The sequence below is a fragment of the Seongchinamella unica genome, assembly GCF_004354085.1.
Lineage (GTDB): Bacteria > Pseudomonadota > Gammaproteobacteria > Pseudomonadales > Halieaceae > Halioglobus > Halioglobus unicus.
Genome location: NZ_SMSE01000003.1, coordinates 90634 through 109881, shown reverse-complemented (window position 1 = coordinate 109881; position 19248 = coordinate 90634). Strand labels below are relative to the sequence as shown.

At 58.1% G+C, this 19248-nt stretch carries 20 protein-coding genes; 8 read left to right on the top strand and 12 right to left on the bottom strand.

Features of this window, described 5'->3' with window-relative positions:
* Window positions 1-591 precede the first annotated feature (591 nt).
* A complete protein-coding gene (locus E2F43_RS19440; RefSeq protein ID WP_275259663.1) occupies window positions 592-1044 on the bottom strand; it encodes a transposase in 453 nt (150 codons plus the stop codon).
* Window positions 1041-1352, bottom strand: a complete 312-nt coding sequence (locus E2F43_RS19435) for a transposase (RefSeq protein ID WP_275259662.1) — start codon at window positions 1350-1352, stop codon at window positions 1041-1043. The genes E2F43_RS19440 and E2F43_RS19435 overlap by 4 nt, the downstream gene beginning before the upstream one ends.
* A 360-nt stretch (window positions 1353-1712) precedes the next feature.
* Between E2F43_RS19435 and E2F43_RS12555 the strand changes: the two genes are divergently transcribed.
* Window positions 1713-3056 (top strand): metal-dependent hydrolase family protein, encoded by a 1344-nt coding sequence (locus tag E2F43_RS12555; RefSeq protein WP_133213222.1) that lies wholly within the window; start codon window positions 1713-1715, stop codon window positions 3054-3056.
* 577 nt (window positions 3057-3633) lie between these two features.
* Here the strand turns inward: E2F43_RS12555 and E2F43_RS12550 are convergent.
* The gene (locus E2F43_RS12550; RefSeq protein WP_133213220.1) at window positions 3634-3816 is read right to left on the bottom strand and encodes a hypothetical protein; all 183 of its coding nucleotides are present in this window, start codon (window positions 3814-3816) and stop codon (window positions 3634-3636) included.
* A gap of 94 nt (window positions 3817-3910) precedes the next feature.
* Here E2F43_RS12550 and E2F43_RS19545 point away from each other — a divergent pair, with 94 nt between their 5' ends.
* Complete coding sequence (locus tag E2F43_RS19545; RefSeq protein WP_133214298.1) at window positions 3911-4402, top strand: Tn3 family transposase; 492 nt, start codon at window positions 3911-3913, stop codon at window positions 4400-4402.
* A gap of 182 nt (window positions 4403-4584) precedes the next feature.
* On the opposite strand, the gene E2F43_RS12540 is transcribed toward E2F43_RS19545, so the two are convergent.
* From E2F43_RS12540 to E2F43_RS12530, 3 genes are all read right to left on the bottom strand, one after another.
* Window positions 4585-4920: a hypothetical protein gene (locus E2F43_RS12540; protein ID WP_133213218.1), complete on the bottom strand. Its 336-nt coding sequence runs from the start codon at window positions 4918-4920 to the stop codon at window positions 4585-4587.
* Between the two features lie 180 nt (window positions 4921-5100).
* The gene (locus E2F43_RS12535; RefSeq protein WP_133213216.1) at window positions 5101-5676 is read right to left on the bottom strand and encodes an amidohydrolase family protein; all 576 of its coding nucleotides are present in this window, start codon (window positions 5674-5676) and stop codon (window positions 5101-5103) included.
* A gap of 217 nt (window positions 5677-5893) precedes the next feature.
* Window positions 5894-6724 (bottom strand): phytanoyl-CoA dioxygenase family protein, encoded by an 831-nt coding sequence (locus tag E2F43_RS12530; RefSeq protein ID WP_133213214.1) that lies wholly within the window; start codon window positions 6722-6724, stop codon window positions 5894-5896.
* A gap of 83 nt (window positions 6725-6807) precedes the next feature.
* On the opposite strand from E2F43_RS12530, the gene E2F43_RS19080 reads away from it, so the two are divergent.
* Entirely contained in the window at window positions 6808-6981 is a 174-nt protein-coding gene (locus E2F43_RS19080) for a hypothetical protein (protein ID WP_165954303.1), read from the top strand.
* A 113-nt stretch (window positions 6982-7094) separates the two neighbouring features.
* The gene (locus tag E2F43_RS12525; RefSeq protein ID WP_133213212.1) at window positions 7095-7241 is read left to right on the top strand and encodes a VOC family protein; all 147 of its coding nucleotides are present in this window, start codon (window positions 7095-7097) and stop codon (window positions 7239-7241) included.
* Between the two features lie 134 nt (window positions 7242-7375).
* On the opposite strand, the gene E2F43_RS12520 is transcribed toward E2F43_RS12525, so the two are convergent.
* The 4 genes from E2F43_RS12520 to E2F43_RS12505 are packed head-to-tail and all read right to left on the bottom strand — an operon-like array spanning window position 7376 to window position 13063.
* Window positions 7376-8263 (bottom strand): SDR family oxidoreductase, encoded by an 888-nt coding sequence (locus tag E2F43_RS12520; RefSeq protein WP_133213210.1) that lies wholly within the window; start codon window positions 8261-8263, stop codon window positions 7376-7378.
* 9 nt (window positions 8264-8272) lie between these two features.
* Complete coding sequence (locus E2F43_RS12515) at window positions 8273-9442, bottom strand: acyl-CoA dehydrogenase family protein (protein ID WP_133213208.1); 1170 nt, start codon at window positions 9440-9442, stop codon at window positions 8273-8275.
* Between the two features lie 13 nt (window positions 9443-9455).
* Window positions 9456-11453: an ATP-binding protein gene (locus E2F43_RS12510; RefSeq protein WP_275259658.1), complete on the bottom strand. Its 1998-nt coding sequence runs from the start codon at window positions 11451-11453 to the stop codon at window positions 9456-9458.
* Entirely contained in the window at window positions 11453-13063 is a 1611-nt protein-coding gene (locus tag E2F43_RS12505; RefSeq protein WP_133213204.1) for an acyl-CoA carboxylase subunit beta, read from the bottom strand. The genes E2F43_RS12510 and E2F43_RS12505 overlap by 1 nt, the downstream gene beginning before the upstream one ends.
* Window positions 13064-13287: 224 nt before the next feature.
* Between E2F43_RS12505 and E2F43_RS12500 the strand changes: the two genes are divergently transcribed.
* From E2F43_RS12500 to E2F43_RS12485, 4 genes are all read left to right on the top strand, one after another.
* The gene (locus tag E2F43_RS12500; RefSeq protein WP_133213202.1) at window positions 13288-14109 is read left to right on the top strand and encodes an enoyl-CoA hydratase-related protein; all 822 of its coding nucleotides are present in this window, start codon (window positions 13288-13290) and stop codon (window positions 14107-14109) included.
* Window positions 14106-15482, top strand: coding sequence for an acyclic terpene utilization AtuA family protein (locus tag E2F43_RS12495; RefSeq protein WP_133213200.1), 1377 nt, complete (start codon window positions 14106-14108; stop codon window positions 15480-15482). The genes E2F43_RS12500 and E2F43_RS12495 overlap by 4 nt, the downstream gene beginning before the upstream one ends.
* A 1-nt stretch (window position 15483) precedes the next feature.
* Window positions 15484-15816, top strand: a complete 333-nt coding sequence (locus tag E2F43_RS12490; RefSeq protein ID WP_133213198.1) for an AtuA-related protein — start codon at window positions 15484-15486, stop codon at window positions 15814-15816.
* Window positions 15817-15925: 109 nt separating this feature from the next.
* Window positions 15926-16609 carry a TetR/AcrR family transcriptional regulator gene (locus tag E2F43_RS12485; RefSeq protein WP_133213196.1) on the top strand — a complete coding sequence of 228 codons (684 nt, stop codon included), beginning with the start codon at window positions 15926-15928 and terminating at the stop codon, window positions 16607-16609.
* Between the two features lie 222 nt (window positions 16610-16831).
* Here the strand turns inward: E2F43_RS12485 and E2F43_RS12480 are convergent, their stop codons facing one another.
* Both E2F43_RS12480 and E2F43_RS19310 read right to left on the bottom strand, forming a co-directional pair.
* Window positions 16832-18388 carry an amidohydrolase family protein gene (locus E2F43_RS12480; RefSeq protein WP_133213194.1) on the bottom strand — a complete coding sequence of 519 codons (1557 nt, stop codon included), beginning with the start codon at window positions 18386-18388 and terminating at the stop codon, window positions 16832-16834.
* Window positions 18389-18866: 478 nt separating this feature from the next.
* Window positions 18867-19247, bottom strand: a complete 381-nt coding sequence (locus tag E2F43_RS19310; protein WP_238946903.1) for a zf-TFIIB domain-containing protein — start codon at window positions 19245-19247, stop codon at window positions 18867-18869.
* Window position 19248 lies beyond the last annotated feature (1 nt).

The window sequence follows — 19248 nt, the reverse complement described above, 5'->3', positions numbered from 1 at the left end:
GGCATGAACTGTTACGTGCTCGCGTCCAGGTTTGAACGGATATGAATGGCATACCCAACGCCGCGAACAGGATTTTCGGGTCAATAGATAGAAACTTCGACAGGTCTGCAGGTCCAGTCGACACAATCAGCGAGGATGTCTACTCTCGATAGGCAGTTAATATGTCCTATACATTGCACCGCAATGTGATTTACCGCGACGGCAAGTAGCGGGCGGATAGCTTGCTGCCCTTTACGGCATTCAACAGTGAAGGCCCGGAGTAGCTCTGGGACTAGATGGATCGCTAAGAGCAGCTGAACGGTGGCAAGCTCCTCGAGCTAAAGGGGGTCGGTGCACCACTTGCGGGAGATTTGCGGGACTTGCTGTGACTTATTGTGCTCTGTGGTACAAAATGCGCTGTGGGTGTTCGGTTTTAAGTTAATAAATTCAATAAGTTAAAAATATCCAACACGATTCATAATGCTGGGGTCGGTGGTTCAAGTCCACCCGTAGCTACCACTTATTCCTTTAAAAAACAGTAACTTACAAATTTATTAAACCAGTTTTACGCTTTCTCGTCGGTTCTACCCAATTAGGCTCTACGGCTCGGCTCTACCCAATTAACGGGGGACGGGCATTCATCTGTACCCGATTGATAATGCCATCCCACCCACAGTGGGTCAGCACCCTCAACCGATAGTTCTCAAAGTTTCTAAAACCATAGGCCCTCCTGGAGATCATTTCCATCTTGTTGTGGAAGCCCTCCGTGATGCCGTTGCTTTTACTGAATCGCCACATGGCCACAATCGGTTCCAACCAGCTGGTCAGAGTCCTTGCCAGGGCTCTTAGCGGGCTATCTCGGAATTGATCCAGTAATCTTGTTAGACGGGGCAGCATGCGCTCTGCTCTGCGCCGTTTGAGCGTTTTGAGGAGCATGAGCCGCATCAGCTTCTGCTTGGCCACATAGAGCTGTTGGAGCACCGGGTAGTCGGCCAGGTAGCGCATCAGGTTGGCGTGCTGCTCGTCCTTCAGGTTCCACTGGTGACGTCGCATCAGGCTGGTCACCCGCGGTTCTTCCGGCCCACAGGGTCGTGCTGCTGCCAGACCTTCAGGAAGTGCTGGTTGATCAAAGTGACCATATGGAACCGGTCAGCCACCATGGTGGCCCCAGGGAAGTACTCACGGGCGATACTGCGGTAGGTTTCCGACAGGTCCATGACCGCCACCTGCACGTTGTCTTTGCCCCGCAAACCCTTCAAAGAAGGGCGTAAACTGGGTTCTGAGCGCCCCAGTTTCACGTCAAACTCCTTGTGGTTCTTGATGTCCACAATGCTGGCAACTGGCCTGGCGCCGAAACGGCCCGGCCCAGACATCAACACGGCATTTGCTCTTGACCCGCATTGCTTCCAGGCCAGGTATGCCTATAATCATTGCTGCGTGGGACATCGGTGTTCTCTCCATTAAACGATCTTCGCAAAATCAGTTTAATGAATGCCGGTGTCCCCCGTTAATGATGAAGAGCCAGAATGGTTTTCTGGCGAAATTCAGTGTTATCCTGAAGGTTGATGTGTTGAGGCCACGAACAGGTCAGCTCCCGACGCGCATCCGTAACATGTTTGAAACACGGCTGGTATAGCAGCAAAAGACATTGCCTCCAGACGAAGCAATTGGCAGCTACCACCGCATTCAGCCAACCTTGAAAGGGCTTGATTAAATACACTTCGGAGAACCAGATGAAACGAAATACTCATGACAAACGACGTCACGGCTTGATCGGAATTGTCTTGCTGTGCTTTGTTGGCATTGCCACTGCACAGGATAGCCGAGTCGTCCTCACCAACGTTCACGTTTTTGACGGCGTCAGCGAAAAACGTATTGAGAATGCAAACGTTCTGATCGAAGGCAATCTCATCAAACGGGTCACCACAGATGCGCTCGACATAAATGGCGCCACTACCATCGACGGCGGCGGGCGCACTTTGATACCCGGTCTGATCGACGCTCATTGGCATACGACGTACGCCTACGCAGCACAGAGCACCGTCATTACCGGCGACATCTCCGAAATCGCTATCCGAGGCGCACTCGGCGCCGAAAAGACACTGATGCGGGGTTTTACGACTACCCGTGATACCGGCGGAAATCCATTCTCGATCAAAAAAATGATTGATGCAGGCGAACTCGTGGGACCGCGCATTCTGCCATCGGGGCCGCCTTTGAGCCAGACGTCGGGGCATCTCGACTACAGATCAGCACAGGCCACACCAACCAATCCGGGAGACTCACTGGACTACTGGAACGCCAACCTCCTGATGCTGGTCGCAGACGGGGTTCCCGAACTCCTTAAGCGAACCCGCGAAATTCTTCGAGCTGGCGCAACCCAGATCAAATTTACCGCCGGAGGCGGGGTTTCTTCGGTATACGACCCCATTGATGTAACAGAGTATACGTTCGAGGAAATGAAGGCGATTGTCGACGTCGCAAACACCTGGAATACCTATGTGCTCGCACACGTATTCACAGATGCCGCCGCGCAACAGGCGATCAGAGCTGGTGTCAAGTCGCTGGAGCACGGGATGCTGTTCAGCGAAGAAACTCTGCGGATGATGAAGAAGAACGACGTCTGGCTATCGACCCAGCCGATCCTCAACGACGACCAGGCTCTCAAGTTCGACGACCCCAAGAGCAACGCAAAGTTTATCGAGGTGACCCAGGGAACGGAAAATCTGTATCCGCTTGCGAAAAAAATAGGTGTCAAGATTGCCTTCGGAACCGACATGCTTTTCGATCCGGTGACCGCTGAGGCGCAAACGCAGTTCCTGACCAAACTCAAACCCTGGTTTACGCCTTATGAAATTCTGAAAATGGCGACGCACGACAACGCCCAGTTGTTGGAGCTTGCAGGGCCTCGCCACCCATACCAGGATGGCCCTCTGGGTGAAATTGTCGAGGGTGCCTACGCAGACCTGATCCTTGTTGACGGTAACCCGCTTGAGAACATAGATTTGCTGGCCGATCCGCATCAGAACTTTGTGCTGATTATGAAAGACGGTGAAATCTTCAAGAACACGCTGTGACAAATCCGGCACACTTGGTCTGCCGGCCAGAAATTGGCAAATCAAGTGTGCTTGCTCACTGGCGTAAAATGTGACGGAACAGCGACGTTTCAGGTTGCTGTGATAGTGCATTGCAACAGGCTCCCGGCTGTCCGGGCGCCGCAGGATGATGTCAGCCTCTGGATGGGCACGCCCGCGACCTCGGCAGTCAAAAGAGCAGTGGCCTGGATGCTCCGTGGCTGCGAAATGGCGTATCAATACTCGAGCATCCCCATATATCAGGTCAGAGGCTTGTTGCGTTCATTGTGGCGGCGCTCCTGAAGCGCGCCGCCAGCTCAAGTGCTAATGACGACTGCGACTCAAGGTTGGCCATCAGCTGATAGTAGAACCCGATGGAACGGCCGATCTCCTTGAGCTGGATGCGCTCGTCGACGCCGTGCAGTTGGGGCAGGTCTGCAACTGATTCCAGCTGCAGCGGGGTTACCGTATAGGTGTTGACCCCCAGCGATTTGGCCGCAAAATATTTCGCGTCCGCCCCGCCAACAACGAAGACGGTGCAACGATGATCTCGTTACCGTAGATCTGGCGCTGGGTTTTCTCAATCAGCGCGTACTGCTCGCTGTGGGGGGTCGGCGATGTTGGTGGCCGGAATCGAATGGGACACGTCCGTGATGGTGATTCGGTCATCGTCGATCACGTCCCGCACCTGGTTCATGATGTACTCTTTGCTGTCGCCGATGGTGGGCCTGAAGTTCACCACGTCGCGCGCCATGGGGGGCATCACGTTGGTTTCACGCCGCCTTCGATGATGGTCACCGCAGTGGTGGTGTGCAGCATGGCCCGGGTGAGCTCCTGGTCTTCCATCATCTCAATGAATTGCTGCTCCAGTTCGGTCATCTTGTCGTCGTTGCCACACGCATTTTGCGTCAGGTCTATCGAAGGTGCTCGGGCTGGATCTTTATCCGCGCTTGCGGAAATTGAAGTACCAGAAACTATTCGTTCCGCGGGGTGTTGATGTACCCATACCCCTCAGGTCCATCATAGGCGCCACCGTTCCCCTGAAAGCCATCGAGCGGGACTGGGATGAGTTTGTAAGGCTGGCGGCCTCCATCCAGTTTGGTTGGTGTTCCGCAAAATGGCGCTACGCCGTTATGGCTCCGCCGCCCAGGGTGAACCACTACGTCGTGCCCGCGCGCCCAAAGAGTGGCAACGCAAAGAGCCTGACAGGCGAACATCGCCATGACCGGAGTCTGGGAAATGTAATGGCCCGAAGGCAGGATGCGAGGACCGGCGTAACGTCTCTGGTCGATAAGGATAGCGCTCAAGATAGACTGCAGGCTCTGGTTGTTCCAATGGATTACCGTTGAAAGTGATCAGGCAACACGTACTTTTAACCGTCAAGCCCAGCGGACCTTCGTGTCAGGGACAGCAGCGTCCGGAGCTCTATCGCCACTCAGTACGCCCTTGCTCAGGCGTGTCCTCGCACCAGCCGGACAGCAATACGACGACGTCGCGGCAGCACATTCGATGAGCAGATGGGGCCGGGGAGTTAGTCGTCCAGCAGGTCGAGCGCCTCGTCGTACTTCACCAGGGCGTCTTCATAGTGCGACTCCGCGGCACTGTCCTTACCATCGGCCCAAGCCTTGATGCACTTTTCCAGTTGACCGTTGCCCTGATCGATCTCCTTTGCGGCTTTGGCATAGGCATCGTCTGCAGACTTCTCCAGGTGGCCCAACGCCGCTGCAAACTTATCCAGGCCCTTGTTGAGGTGCCTCACTGCGGCATCACCCTTATCTTTCACAAACGCGTCATCCGCTCTCTGAAACTCGCGGATGCCCTTGGCGGCATTAACCGCCGCTCGATGAAGCTGAAAATCAGTACCCATTGTCTTCTCCTGTTGTCGCCATCAATCACCAAACGTGACCTGGCTCTGCGCGCAATTTCACTCGCGATTTCGATGACGTGCCAAGGCTGAGATCCAGCCCTTGTGAGGGAGCCTAGGTGACAATGTGGCAGGTACGCAAGGATTAACCCTTCCTGCACAGGCTATGCCCAGGTTGTTGGCTTACTTCGAATTCTTGTCGGGATCGGCCACCAGGTCCAGGTTCTCCAGCGGGTTACCGTCCACGATGATCAGGTCGGCGTAGGCGCCTTCCTGGATCACGCCCAAGGGCCCTTCCTGATAGGGATTGCGCGGTCCTGCCAGTTCCATGAGTTCGGCATTGTCCGAGGTCGCCATTTTCAGCACTTCATAGGGGGTAAACCAGCGCGACAACTTGCTGAGATACTTGCCCTGTTTGGCGGCCATTCCCGGATCCATGATAGCGTCTGTTCCGAACGCGATCTTGACGCCGATTCCCTTGGCCAGCTTGTAGACTCTTTCGGTTCCCGCGGTTGCCTCCAGCCATTTCTTGGTCGATGACTCGGTGGGGAATACCATGCGGTCTTCGTCGTCCAGCAATGCCTGGGTGCTCAACCAGACATCGTTTTTCTTCATCATCTTGAGGGTATCCCGGCCGATAAGCATGCCGTGCTCAATGCTCTTGATACCGGCCTCAACGGCCTGCTGAACCGCCTTGTCGGTAAAAGTGTGCGCCGCGACATAGCTGTTGGGGCGCACCACAGTGATGACCGGGTCCATCTTCGAGCCATCTCGATGCAAATAAAGGGGAATAAAGGGGACGGGTTGGGATTGTTACGGCCTTTGCCGTTAAAGGCTTACTCTCTGCTACCAAGAAGTGCACAGCGAGGACGGAACAAAAAGCCAGGCATCTCTTCATCAACCAGAAAAACACAAACCCAATGGGGGCAGTGTAAAAACCACATTACTCTGTCCCCGTCAGCCTGATCTCAACGCTTTAACCAGAATAAAACTCCGGAAAGATTGCATTATCTGCGGGATGACTGCCGGGGCTGACGCGCACCTCTTGCGGGTTTACGCTGGGGTCGGTGCCGGGCCTTGGGTCCCAGATGGCATCGTCGCCCAGCCAGCGGGTTGAGAATGCCATACGATCCTGCGTGGTTGACTGATTGCCCGGCGAGCCGTGTAGCGTCCAGGCAGAGAACAGCAAGGCGTCTCCCGGCTGCAGGTCGAATCCGATAATATCGAAGTTTTCCCGCCCGGCTTCGATATCGGGACAGGGAATACCCTCGCCGGTGCCGGTCCAGCTATTGGCTTTTTCGCCTGACGCACCAAAGGCTTCAGGCAGATAAAAAACATCATCACTGTGGGAACCTCTGACAAACTCTAAACCACTGCCGGCAACCGTGACCGGCGTCAGGGCCAGCCAGATCGAAGCGATCTGTTTACCCCTGAAGGGCCAGTAAGGTGCATCCTGGTGCCAGGGTGTCGGGGTGGTGGTTTCTGCTTTTTTGATCAGCAGATGGTCAAAATAGAAACGGGCAGTCTGACTCTGCATCGCCTGAGCAACCAGCCGGGCGCAGCCGGAGTTCTTGGCGTACCGATACACTAGATCATTAGAGCGCCACAGGTAGCGGTCGGTGAACATGCGCCCCTTGTCGGCCCCCGGGTTAGCGTCATTGCACAGCTCTCCGGGATTTTCCAGCTGGTGTCTGCCAAAGGCCGTTAGCTTTTCAATCCACTGCGGGTCCACTGCATTACGGACACAGACAACACCATTCTGCTGATACTGGCGGATCTCATCTTCTGTTAAATTTCTCTGGGTCATGTCGGCTTCCTTTTATATTGATTGCTGACCTGACTATAACGCTATCAGTAGTATTGATTAAGTCGATAAATTTGATATGAGTTATGAAAAAATTTGATTACAGCGCGTTAAGCTTCAAAAGCCTCAAAACTCTGAAACTGATCTATCAGCTGGTCTCCTTGACGGCGGCGGCGAAGTATAAGAAAAACAAACGGCATTTAGAGGAAAAAATTCATTTCCACAATCCCGCTGCCCTGCCGGAATTGATCGCTGGATAGCCGCGGGGTTTGCTGAAATCGCGCTTGCATAGGTCCTCGTGCCGGTCTTTTGTGGTCGTTTCCAGGCCGTAGCCCACAGGAACCTGGGTAATGACCCGGGGACGCGCATCGATATGTCCAGGAACCGAATCAATCACTTCAATCTCGAGGCAGCTACCGTGGATGACCTGGCATTCGCCCGCGAACGCTGCGCGCAATCGGGTTACAAAATAACGCGGGGCGTGGGACGACACCCCAACGACCGGGAGTTGTCATTCTAGATGATGACCCCCTCCGGCTTCGAGCTGGAAATCGGCTGGGATGCCCTGGCTGTGAATGAGGCCGCCTGGCAGGCAGGCCTGCCAGGCGGAGAGTAACTCTCTCCCAGCAAAGCCACAGGCGTGCGCTGCCCCGGTTACCTGTCAAAATACCCGGGCTTTGGACAGGTCCAGAGCTCGCCCCAATGGCGCGAGCCACCGTCCAGGTGCAGCACTTCTCCCGTTATGAAACTCGCCGCATCGCTTCCCAGGTAAGCGCTGGCCTGGGCGATGTCCCAGATACTCGCGGCCCGCTGCATCGGGTTGGCCAGGTGAAACGCCTTGCGCGCCTCTTCGGAATACACTTTCATCCCCGCGGAGTCGGTCACCCCCGGGGCGATGCAATTGACCCGGATCTGCCAGGGCGCCCACTCCACCGAGGTTTTCTCCGACAGGGTGATCACGGCTGAGCGCGCCGCACAGGTATGGGCTACGCCGTGCATGCTGTCGTTCACCACCACGACCATATTGATGATATTTCCGGTGCTGCCGCTGTCACGCCAGCGCTTTGCCGCCGCCTGCATCATGAACCAGGTGCCGTTGAGGTTGTTGTTGATCACGGATTTCCAACCGTTCTCGCTGAAGTCGATCGCCAGCTGGGGATACTGGCCACCGGCGTTGTTCACCAGGATATCCAGCCCGCCCTCGGCGAAGATACCGTCCATCACCCCGGCGATCTGCCCGGGCTCGCGAATATCGAGCAACTGGTAGCGGGCAGCGAGACCCCGCGCAGTCAGCGCGTCCACCGCCAGTCGCAGCTTGTCCTCGCTGCGCCCGCAGAGAATGACAGTCGCCCCCAACCGGGCGTACAGCCAGGCTATCGCGTAGCCAATACCACTGCCGCCGCCGCTGATCAGGGCGCGCTTGTCGCGCAACAGGTCGCTGGCATAGATGGTCCGGGCCTCGGCCAGCTCCGAATCGCTCATCCCGAACCTGAACTCGATGCCTTCTGTATCGCCGGAATCACCGGCGCTCCGTTTTTCCATGCCTGCACCTTACTTGAGTAGCTCACCGCTGATGATCATCTTGCGGACCTCGGTGGTTCCGGCACCGATTTCCAGCAGCTTGGTGGAACGAAACAGGCGGTTGATCTCCGACTCCCAGATATAGCCGTTGCCGCCGAATATCTGCACACCGTTGTCCAGTACCTTGTTGCACATATTGGCACAGTACATCACCGACGCGGCGGTTTTCGCGTGAATTTCCCCGCGCCCGGCCTGGGACTCATCCACCTGGGAAACTTCCGAGAGAATCGACCAGCAGTAGGTCCGCATGGTCTCCTTCCACACGTACATATCGGCCAGCCGGGACTGCACCATCTGGAAATTCGCAATCGGCTGGCCGAACTGCTCCCGGGTCTTGGCGAACTCGATGGCGAGCTCCAGGGTCCGCTCCGCGATGCCGACGTTGATCGGGGAAATCAACGCCCGCTCGAAATCCAGGCCACTCATCACCACCTGGTGCCCCTCGTGGACCACACCGACGATGTTCTCCGCTGGCACCCGCATGTCCTCGAAAACCAGTTCGGCGGTCTGGCTGCCGCGGAATCCCATCTTGATCAACTTTTGCGCCACCTTGAAACCGGGGGTGTCGGTCTTCACCACAAACGCGGTGATGCCTTTCGACCCCCTGTCCTGCTCGGTCTTGGCGTACAGCAGGCAGATGTCCGCCACCGGGCCGTTGGTGATGTACAGCTTCGAGCCGTTGATCACGTAGTCGTCGCCATCGCGGACCGCCCGGGTACGCATGGAACCCAGAGCATCCGAACCGGCACCGGGCTCGGTGAGGCCGAGGCAACCGATCCACTCGCCGGAGCAGAGTTTGGGCAGAAACCGCTCGCGCACGGCTTCACTGCCGTTGTTGTAAATATTGTTGGCGCACAGGTTGTCGTGGGCGACCCACGCCAAGGCCGCTGCGTGGTTATACCGGGAGAAAGCCTGCAGGATCAGGCCCGCGTCCATGATGCTCATCCCCGCGCCGCCGTATTTGGGGTCTACGGTGACGCCCAGAAAACCCAACTCGTCGAGCTTCGGCATCAGATCCCGGGGCCACCATTCCTCCTCGTCCATTTTTGCCGCCAGTGGATACAGCTGCTCGCGGGCAAACTTGTCGGCATGGTCGATCAAGGCCCGCTGATCGACGCTCAGGCCAAACTGTGTATTCACTGAAGACTCCTCATTATGTACTTTGTTCGTCACTCGCTATTTCCATTAGCAGCTCGCCCGAGGCGACCTGGCTACCGACCGCGGCCGTTACATTCGCGACGGTCCCGGACAGGGGTGCGCTGATGACATGCTGCATCTTCATCGCCTCCAGCGTCAGCAGCGCCGTCCCCAGCTCGACCGGATCACCGTTCGCCACGTCCAGCGTCATCACCAGTCCATGCATTGGCGCCCGTATCAACGGGCCCGCATCTTTGCTATCGCCACCGGATGCCCGGCTGCGGACATCGACCAGGCAGAACTGGCCTGCACCCGCAACAGACAGATACAGACTGCCGTCACCGGTGTCCTGATAACGCGCGCGCCAGCTTCTGCCATCGACAATCAACCTGCATTGCTTTGCGTCGATCTCCCGCACCTGAACGGTGGAGACCGCGCCCTTGTCGCTCACCTGATAGGTGCCGACCTCCCGAGTTTGAATCTGTAGGCTGCGCGCGCCACCGGCGCACTCGACATGCACGACACTCATCAGATCTCCGGTGCTGCACCAGTTGCGAAGTTCCGCCGGAACGGCAATGCTCCGGCTGTTGTTACGCTTTGCAGTCAGCACGTAATGCAGTACCGCGGCGGCGGCCAGGTCCGCCGACGAAGGCAGGAACTCATCAAACCCGCCGGCATATTGTTCGCTGATGAAGGCCGTTGTGGCCTCACCCCGGGCGAAGCTGGGATGGCTCAGAGCCTGCAGGAGGAAATCGCGGTTACTGGCCGGCCCCAGCAGCACCGTATCATCGAGTGCGCGCAGCAACCGTTGCCGCGCCTGGCCCCGGGTATCTCCCCGACAGATGATTTTCGCCACCATGGAGTCGTAGTAGGGGGACACCTCGGACCCGGAGACGATGCCGGCATCAACGCGAACCCCATCCCCGGTCGGCGGGCTCCACAGAACCACCGGTCCGGCACTGGGCAGAAAATCCCGGGCCGGGTCCTCCGCGTACAGGCGCACCTCGATGGCGTGTCCCTGCAGTGCGACCTGCCCCTGTTCCAGGCGCAGCGGCAATCCCTGCGCCACCTCAAGCTGCATCTGCACGAGGTCGAGCCCGGTCACCATTTCAGTTACCGGGTGTTCAACCTGAAGCCGGGTATTCATCTCCAGGAAGTAGAACTCGCCCGCTTCGTCCAGCAGAAACTCCACGGTCCCCGCGCCCTGGTAATTCACCGCCCTGGCCGCCTCCACCGCCGCCGCGCCCATGCGCTCGCGCAGCCGGGGCGTCATCACCGGACAAGGGCACTCCTCGATGACTTTCTGGTGCCGGCGCTGCACGGAACAGTCGCGCTCACCCAGGTGGATGACGTTGCCAAACTGGTCGGCAAAGACCTGGAACTCCACATGGCGGGGCCGCGTCAGGGCACGCTCCAGGATCAGGTCGCCGCTGCCAAAGGCGTTCTGCGCTTCCGAGCGGGCCAGCCTGATGGCATGGGCCACCCCGGCGACCTCCTGCACCAGGCGCATGCCCCGTCCACCGCCGCCGGCGGCCGCCTTCACCATGAGCGGAAAGCCGACCGCCCCGGCCTCCTGGCTGAGCCGTTCATCGGACTGGTCCTCACCCTGGTAACCCGGCACACAGGGCACCCCGGCCGCCAGCATGGCGCGCTTGCTCACCGCCTTGTCACCCATTACCTCGATCGCCTCGGGCCCCGGCCCGATAAAGACCAGCCCGGCGGCGACTACCGCCCGGGCAAAGTCAGCATTCTCGGAAAGGAAACCATATCCCGGATGAATCGCCTCGGCGCCGGCGGCCAGTGCCGCCTGAATGATCCTGTCCCCCGCCAGATAGGAGTCCGCTGCAGGGGAAGCACCGATATGCACCGCCTCGTCGGCGAACTGCACGTGGGGCGCTAGGGCATCGGCGTCGGAGTAGACGGCAACGCAGCGCATTCCCTGTTTGTGGACGGTGCGCATCACCCGCAGCGCGATCTCTCCCCGGTTGGCTACCAGCACACTGGAAAAGGTCATCACATCCTCGCCACGCCGAAGCTGTTGGGCTGGGTTTTGCGGCAGCGCGCCTCTACACAGGTACCCAGGGTAAAGCCGAGCACCTTGCGACTGTCCCGCGGGTCGATCACCCCATGACTGAGATTGCGTCCAGCGGTGTAGAACGCATTTTCCTGGCGCAGGAAGTGCTGGCGGATGGCGGCCTCCTGTTCGGCGAGTGCCGCCCTGTCCATTTCCTCGCCGCGCCGTTCGGCGACGGTCTCTGCCACCCGGGTCATGGTGCGCGCCGCCTGTTCGCCGCCCATGGTATTGGTGGCCGAATTCGGCCAGGCAAACAGGAAATCGGGTTCATAGCCATAGCCACACATGCCGTAATTACCCGCGCCGAAACTGCCACTGAGGTACATCGATATCCTCGGCACCCGCACATTGGTCACGGCCTGGATCATCTTCGAGCCGTGCTTGATCATGCCATCCTGCTCGGCCTGGGTTCCGACCATGTAGCCGGTGATATTGTGCAGGAACACCAGCGGCAACTGCGCCTGATCGCACAGCTGCATGAACTGCGCCGCCTTGGTGGCACCCGCCGGATCAATCGGCCCGTTGTTGCCGATGATGCCGCAGGGAGTGCCCATGATGGCGGCATGCACGCACACGGTGGCGGCCCCGTAGTCGGGCTTGAACTGATCAAAGGATGAGCCATCCACCACCCGCACCAGCACCTCGCGCACGTCGTAGGGCACCCGGTAGTCCACCGGCACCACGCCGGCCAGTTCGTCAGCGTCGTAGCGCGGCATCGCATAGCTCTCGTTGCGCGGCGGCTGCCCGTGCCGGTTCCAGTCCCAACGGGCCACGATGTCCCGCGCCATTGCCAGTCCCTGGGCGTCGTCGTCCGCGAGGTATTCCACCAGCCCGGAGACCGAGGCGTGCATTTCCGAGCCACCCAACTCGCGCTCCTCCGCCTCCTCGCCGGTGGCCGCCTGGACCAGGGCGACCCCGGCCAGCGCTGCCAGACCGTTGTTGCGAATACCCACGACATAGTCGGACATACCCGGCATATAGGCCCCACCTGCGGTGGAGGGGCCGTGCAGCACGGTCATGGTGGGCACCCCGGCGGCGCTGAACCGGGCCAGGTTGCGGAACATGCCGCCGGCGTGGGCCCAGTTCTCCACGGTAAAGTCCATAAGGTTGGCGCCGGCGCTTTCCACCAGGTGGATCAGCGGCAGTTTCTGGCGCAGGGCGATCTGCTGGATACTGAGGGCGGTGGAAATGGTGGTCGGTGTATAGGCGCCGGCGCGGATGCCGCTGTCGTCGGCCCAGATCATGCAACGCACGCCGCTGACAAAGCCTATGCCCATGATCACACTGGCTCCTGGCACGCTGGTTTCCGGGTCCTCATCGGACACCAGGTAGTTGGCCAGTGTGTGCAGGCGCAGAAAGGGCATGCTTGGGTCGAGCAGCAGGGAGATGCGCTCGTGCGGACAGACCTGGCCACGTTGTTCGAAGGTATGTCGGCGCCGGTTTGAGGTCGTCACGGCGCGGGCCTCGAGGCGTCTGAGACGATCGACCAGCGCCAGCATCTCCCGCCGGTTCTGCTCGAAGGCCGGTGATGCGGGCGATATCTTTGACATCCAGGGCACGGTCTTCCCCTCCAGGCACTGCAATCGACCGGATAATAGCGCCAAACTGAGTAATACTCAATAAAGAATCGGGCATGAAATCGCTCCAGTATATGTTGATAAATGCCGTTTTTATCGAATATAAATATAATAGCTTAAACGCCGCATTGACATGCAGAGTATTTGCTGGAATATTTATTTGAGTTTAACTTAATCAATTACAGGTGGAGCTCCCGATGACTGACAAACCCGCTGCCGGGCCGCTGCTGGTGGAACTGGATCCGCGCGGCGTGCTCTACCTGACCATGAACCTGCCGGAAGTGCACAACGCCTTTGACGACCGCCAGGCGCTGCGTATGATCCAGGCACTGGATCGCGCGGGAGTGGATCGGGCCGTACGGGTAGTGGTGCTCGGCGCCAGCGGCAAGAGCTTTTCCGCGGGCGGCGACATCCATTACATGCGTCGCATGGGCAGTAACACCCGCGAAGAAAACCTGACGGACGCTGGCCAGCTGGCGAGGCTGATGAAGGCCCTGAACTCCTTGCCCAAACCCACCATCGCCAGAGTGCAGGGCGGCGCATTCGGTGGCGCGGTCGGCCTGGTGAGCTGTTGCGATATTGCCATCGGGACACCCGCCGCAAGGTTCGCCCTGTCGGAAGTGCGGATCGGCCTGGCGCCCGCCACAATAGCGCCCTACGTGGTGCGAGCCATCGGCGAGAAGGCAGCGCGCCGATTTTTTACCACTGGGGAAATCATTCCGGCAGATAAGGCGCTGGCGCTGAACCTGTTATCCGAGCTGGTCCCGGAGGAACAACTGGACGACTGCATCGAAGGAATTATCTCAGCGCTGCTCGGGAACGCGCCGGGCGCCGTCGGCAAGGCCAAGCAGATCGTCTTTGATGTCGCCGGCACGGCGGTCAATGACGAGTTGATCGAGCACACCGTTCGCTTTGTCGCCGACATCAGGGATTCGGAGGAGGGCCGGGAAGGCCTGAGCGCCTTCCTCGAAAAGCGCCGGCCCGCCTGGGCAGTCGGTTCAACCGGGGCCGAATCATGACCGACAATTCACCAAGGGTACTGAGAATCGCCAACGCCCAGGGTTTCTGGGGCGACAGCCAGCTGGGGCCACTGCGCCTGGTGCAGGAGGGGCCGGTGGATTACCTCACCTTCGACTACCTGGCCGAACTGTCGCTGAGCATCATGCAGAAACAGAAGATGCGCGATCCGCAGGCGGGCTACGCCAGGGACTTCATCCAGGTGCTCGAGAATATCCTTCCCACCTGCCAGCAGAAGGGCATCAGGATCATCGCCAACGCCGCGGGGGTCAACCCTGCAGCCTGCCGCGACGCCATTCTGCAGACCGTGCAGCGACTGGGCCTGAACGGCATCAAGGTAGGGGTGGTTTCGGGTGACGACATCCTCGACGAGCTCGACGCGCTGATCGCCTCCGGCGAGGCCTTCGCCAACCTGGAGTCCGGGGAGACCATTGATGCGGTGCGCCAACGCATCACCAGCGCCAACGTGTATATCGGTGCGCTGCCCATAGTGGAAGCGCTCGAACAGGGAGCGGACATCGTGGTCACCGGCCGGGTCGCCGACCCCTCGATGGTGCTAGCGCCCCTTATCCACGAATTCGGCTGGCCCATGGATGACTACGACAAACTCGCTGCCGGGACCATCATGGGTCACCTGGTGGAATGCGGGCCGCAGTGCACCGGCGGCAATTTTACCGACTGGCGCCGGGTACCGGACATGGCAGGAATCGGTTTTCCAGTAGTGGAAGCCAGTGCCGATGGCAGTTTCGTGGTGACCAAGCACGATGGCACCGGCGGCCTGGTGGACATCCACACGGTAACGTCACAGCTCCTGTACGAACTGGGGGACCCGGAAAACTACCTCAGCCCGGACTGTATTGCCGACTTCACCTCGATCCGGATAGAGCAGGCAGGTGAGAACCGGGTGAAACTATCCGGCATCCGAGGCCGGGCTCCCACCCCCACTTTCAAGGTGTCCATGTCCTACGCCGACGGCTACAGGGTACTTGCCACACTGTGTGTGGCCGGGCCTGATGCAGTCGACAAGGCACAAACCCTGGCGGAGATGGTCTTCGAGCGCCTGGCGGTGCTCGGCTCACCCATACCCGAGGAAAGCCGCTTTCTCGAGCTGTTCGGCACCCATGTGCTCTATCGGGGCATCGTGCCGACAGCCGAGGCGCCCCACGAGATACTGATGCGCATCGGTGCCCGCGGCAGGGATCGCAAAGCCCTGTCCCTACTGGGCACGGAAATCGCCCCACTGCTCACCTCCGGTCCGCCCGGGTTGACGGGCTTTGCCGGTGGGCGCGCTCGCCCCAGCGAGGTGGTGGGCTATTGGCCAGCTTTGGTCAGCAGGGAGAAAATACCCACGCGCGTCACGGTCGAGGAAATTTGAAATGCCCAGAGTTGTACTCGGAAAAATCGCCCTGGCCCGCTCTGGCGACAAGGGCAACAGCAGTAATATCGGGGTGATTGCCAGGACACCGGCAATCTACGAGTTTCTGCGGCGGGAGTTGACAGGCCCGGTGGTCAGGGAAGTGTTCAGGGAGATCTGCAAGGGCGAGGTGACCCGATACGAGTTACCCAATCTGCTCTCTCTGAACTTCGTACTGCGCGATTCGCTGGGCGGCGGCGGTACCCGCAGCCTGATCACCGACCCCCAGGGCAAGGTACACGGCGCAGCGCTGCTGCACATGGAACTGGAGGTGCCGGCGGAATTGCTGCCCTGAGCCACGGATGCAGCTGCCGCTTCGGAATCTCGCGCGGATAGGGCGTTGATGCTACCGTTAGTAGCGCCGCACCGGGGCGTTCACCAAAACACAGGGATTGGCACTGATCATGGCAAAAGTTGCACAACGGGGCGCCAGCCCCCGGAAGAGCAAGGAAGACCGGGTGAGCGCTATTCTGGCGGCAGCGACCGAGGTCTTCGAAGAGGTCGGGTACCAGGATGCGAAAATATCCGACATCGCGAGGCGTATCGGTGTGGTGGAGGGAACCGTTTTTCACTACTTCAGCACCAAGCAGCGGTTGATGGTGAGGATCATCGAGGACTTCTACAGGCAGGTCACCACAGACGTTCGCGCCGGACTGGTGGGAATAGCCGGTACCCGCAATCGCCTGGCCTACATCATCCGCTTTCACCTCGAGGTGGTGACCCGCAACAGCCGGTTGTGCGGTGAAATCCTCAGGGAATCCCGGGGCCTGGATGGAGAACTGGCTCACGCGGTGAGCCAGCTGAACCAGGGATACACCCGGTGCCTCTCCGAGGTCATCAAAGAGGGGATCGAAACCGGTGAGATCGCCCCGGACACGTCGATACCACTGGTGAGAAATACTGTGTACGGCAGTATCGAACACACGCTGTGGGCGGTGATAAATGACCGGCTGGAGGTCGACGTGGAGGCCGAGGCCCGGTCTCTGACCGGCCTGGTCTACCAGGGCATCGCCAGCTCCGATCAACCGGACCAGCGCGACATTGCCTCCCTGATCAGGCAACTGAACCGGCTGCTGGCGGGCGGCTAGGATTCAGGTAAGGCGATCGTTTCATCATCACTATGATTTTTACTCGGTGAAGGCCTCCTCGAAGCGGAGCCCGGTCAATTTAAAAATCAATAGCTGAAAGAACACTGTCGAGTGACTCCCGGGCGGGGACCTCATCATCGTGCGAACTCCTGTACGCGCACTACGCGACGATTCCTCTCTTCCGCGCCCGGGCCGGGGGATGGTCTCCCGAATTCCAGGTGATTATTGGACGACGTCGTTCTTTATGGGCCGCCCGGGATAGACACCCTTCAGGACTTTTGAGTCTTTGACCACTATTGTCCCGTTGACCACGACGTAGGGAATACCGGTCGAAGGTAATGCACCCTGCTCAAACGTGGAATTATCTGTCACGGTTTCCGGATTGAAGATCGTGATATCAGCATCTTTTCCAACCTGCAGACGACCTTTCTGTGACATCATCTTGGCGCCATTTTCTTCCAGCCATTTAGCATGCATGATGGTCATTTTTTTAATGGCCAACATTAGTGGCATCAGGTCCTGTTCGCGTACAAGTTTTAACACTTTGGCATGGGTGCCGGCAGCCCGGGGGTGCCCCGATACAGACTCGAAGGGTACATCAAAATCCATGGCTGACTTACCGGTTGCCGGAATTACCATGGGCGGTGCATCACTTCCTACTACCGTTCTTGGGTCAGCCAGGGCACTGAGCATGCCTTCTTCCGAGATTCCACCAAAAATAACCTGTGTTTGTGGAGTTGTTTTTACCATTTCCTCATAACGTTCCTTCGTCAATGGCTGCATGTTCGAGATTTCCAATAGATCACCGTAGTCACGACCCATGTTGCGCTCATACGTTTCCGGCTTTAAATAATCAGCTGATACGATGGTCTGTCCCTGGTAATAAGGGTAGATCTCGGCAAGAACCTTCATTCCTTTATTTTGGGCATCTTCGATCAAATCCAATACAGCGGGTGTGAGATCCAGGGTTTGCTGATGGACATGGTGGACATATAAGCCACCACCATAGATACCGACACTGGCAAGGAACTCCTGAGTCCCCAGGATGCCGGAGGTTGGCGGCATCTGGCTGGAGAAACGTCCGTGAATATAAACCGCCAGACCATATTTCCCGGCCACCTGTTGCCACATAATGGTTTCTTCACTTTTCGTTCCATCTGTCATATAACCGGGCAGGCCTCCGATACCAAGACCACCCTGTTCAACACCTTCAATAAACATCTGCCGCATTTCTTCTAGCTGTTCAGGCGTTGCCAAAAGGGTTGCAAACTGAAGATCAGGGTTACTTTCTGTATCCGGATTTGTGATATCCATAATGAATGAACCTGAATTGGTATTGTAATCCGGATGTGCAATCTTTTCCCGAATTCCGGCTGTTGAAACTGTGGCTCCATAATTGGTTTGCGAACGTCCTTCCAATTGCTTGTACCACATGTCAATCGGGTAACCGCCTGCTTCCATCTCCAAAGGGGTCGTAACGCCATCGCGTAAGGCCAGCCTCTGACCGAATGGGGTATTTGCGATATGGTTGTGGAAATCAATAAACCCCGGCGCCACCACATGTCCCGTGGCATCGATGGTTTCTTTTCCGGATATCGGTTCCTCCGTGATCTTCGTAATCACGCCTTTGTCTATGCCGACGTTCGCGACCTGGTCGAATCCGGTCTCAGGGTCCATGACGCGACCGTTCTTGATCACGAGGTCGTGATCCTGGCCGCTGGCTACTGCGGCAAAAAGAACTGTAGCGAGAGCGAAAAAAAACTGAAGGTTGGATCTCATGCGATGATCTCCGTTGTGGCCGCAGTACCGCTAAAGCAGCGCGTATTGGCAAGCCGAGTGGGGGAAACAGTGCCCATGGCTCTCCCCGTGAGCGCCATAGGTGCTCCTATCAGGGAAGCAGCAACCGTGCTGGCTGTCAAATGTCTCTGGAGTTCACTGAATTTCGGATGAACTTCGGGAACAGTCTACTTATCCCGGTGGTGAGCGGGGAAGTTCAGTGAACTGTCCCCGTATCTGCCTACCCGTGCACGCCAAGGGGCAATGACACTTGCCCCGGCCCGCGTTGTGGCCATGCTGGACTAGTCAGGCACCGGTATAAGGAGATAAACGCATGGTATCAATCAAGGATGTCGGCCATAGCTGTAATCATGAGATAGGCGCCCGTGAACAGCGACAGCTCAGGTGCCAGCGTCAAGTTGAGAGGCTTCATGGCAGCTGGCAGTTCTATCAGGCCTGAACGGCTGGTGTCTCGAATTATTCAGGAAAATTTGCCTAATAATTTTCGAATATGGTCAATGAGTGTCACAGTTTTCATGTCGGTCAGTTCACCGGGGTCGAGAAACACGGAATCACAGGATGAACAGACATCAATGACGATATGCTTTTGCTGGTCATCCCGCACCGGATCCATTACAGCACCGCAGGCTGGACAGATAACGTCGGTGCCGGGTTCAACCGAAACGCTATGGCGAGAATTCGCGCCCACGTCAATGATCGACTCAACCAGCCATTCGTCCCGTATCCTCTGCAACATCTCTCGCCGGGCGAAAATACCCGCGCAGTTATTGCATCGCTTCACTTCGATATCCGTTCCAAAGTAAACCACCGACAGGGTGTCGTTGCACTTAGGGCAGGTCATC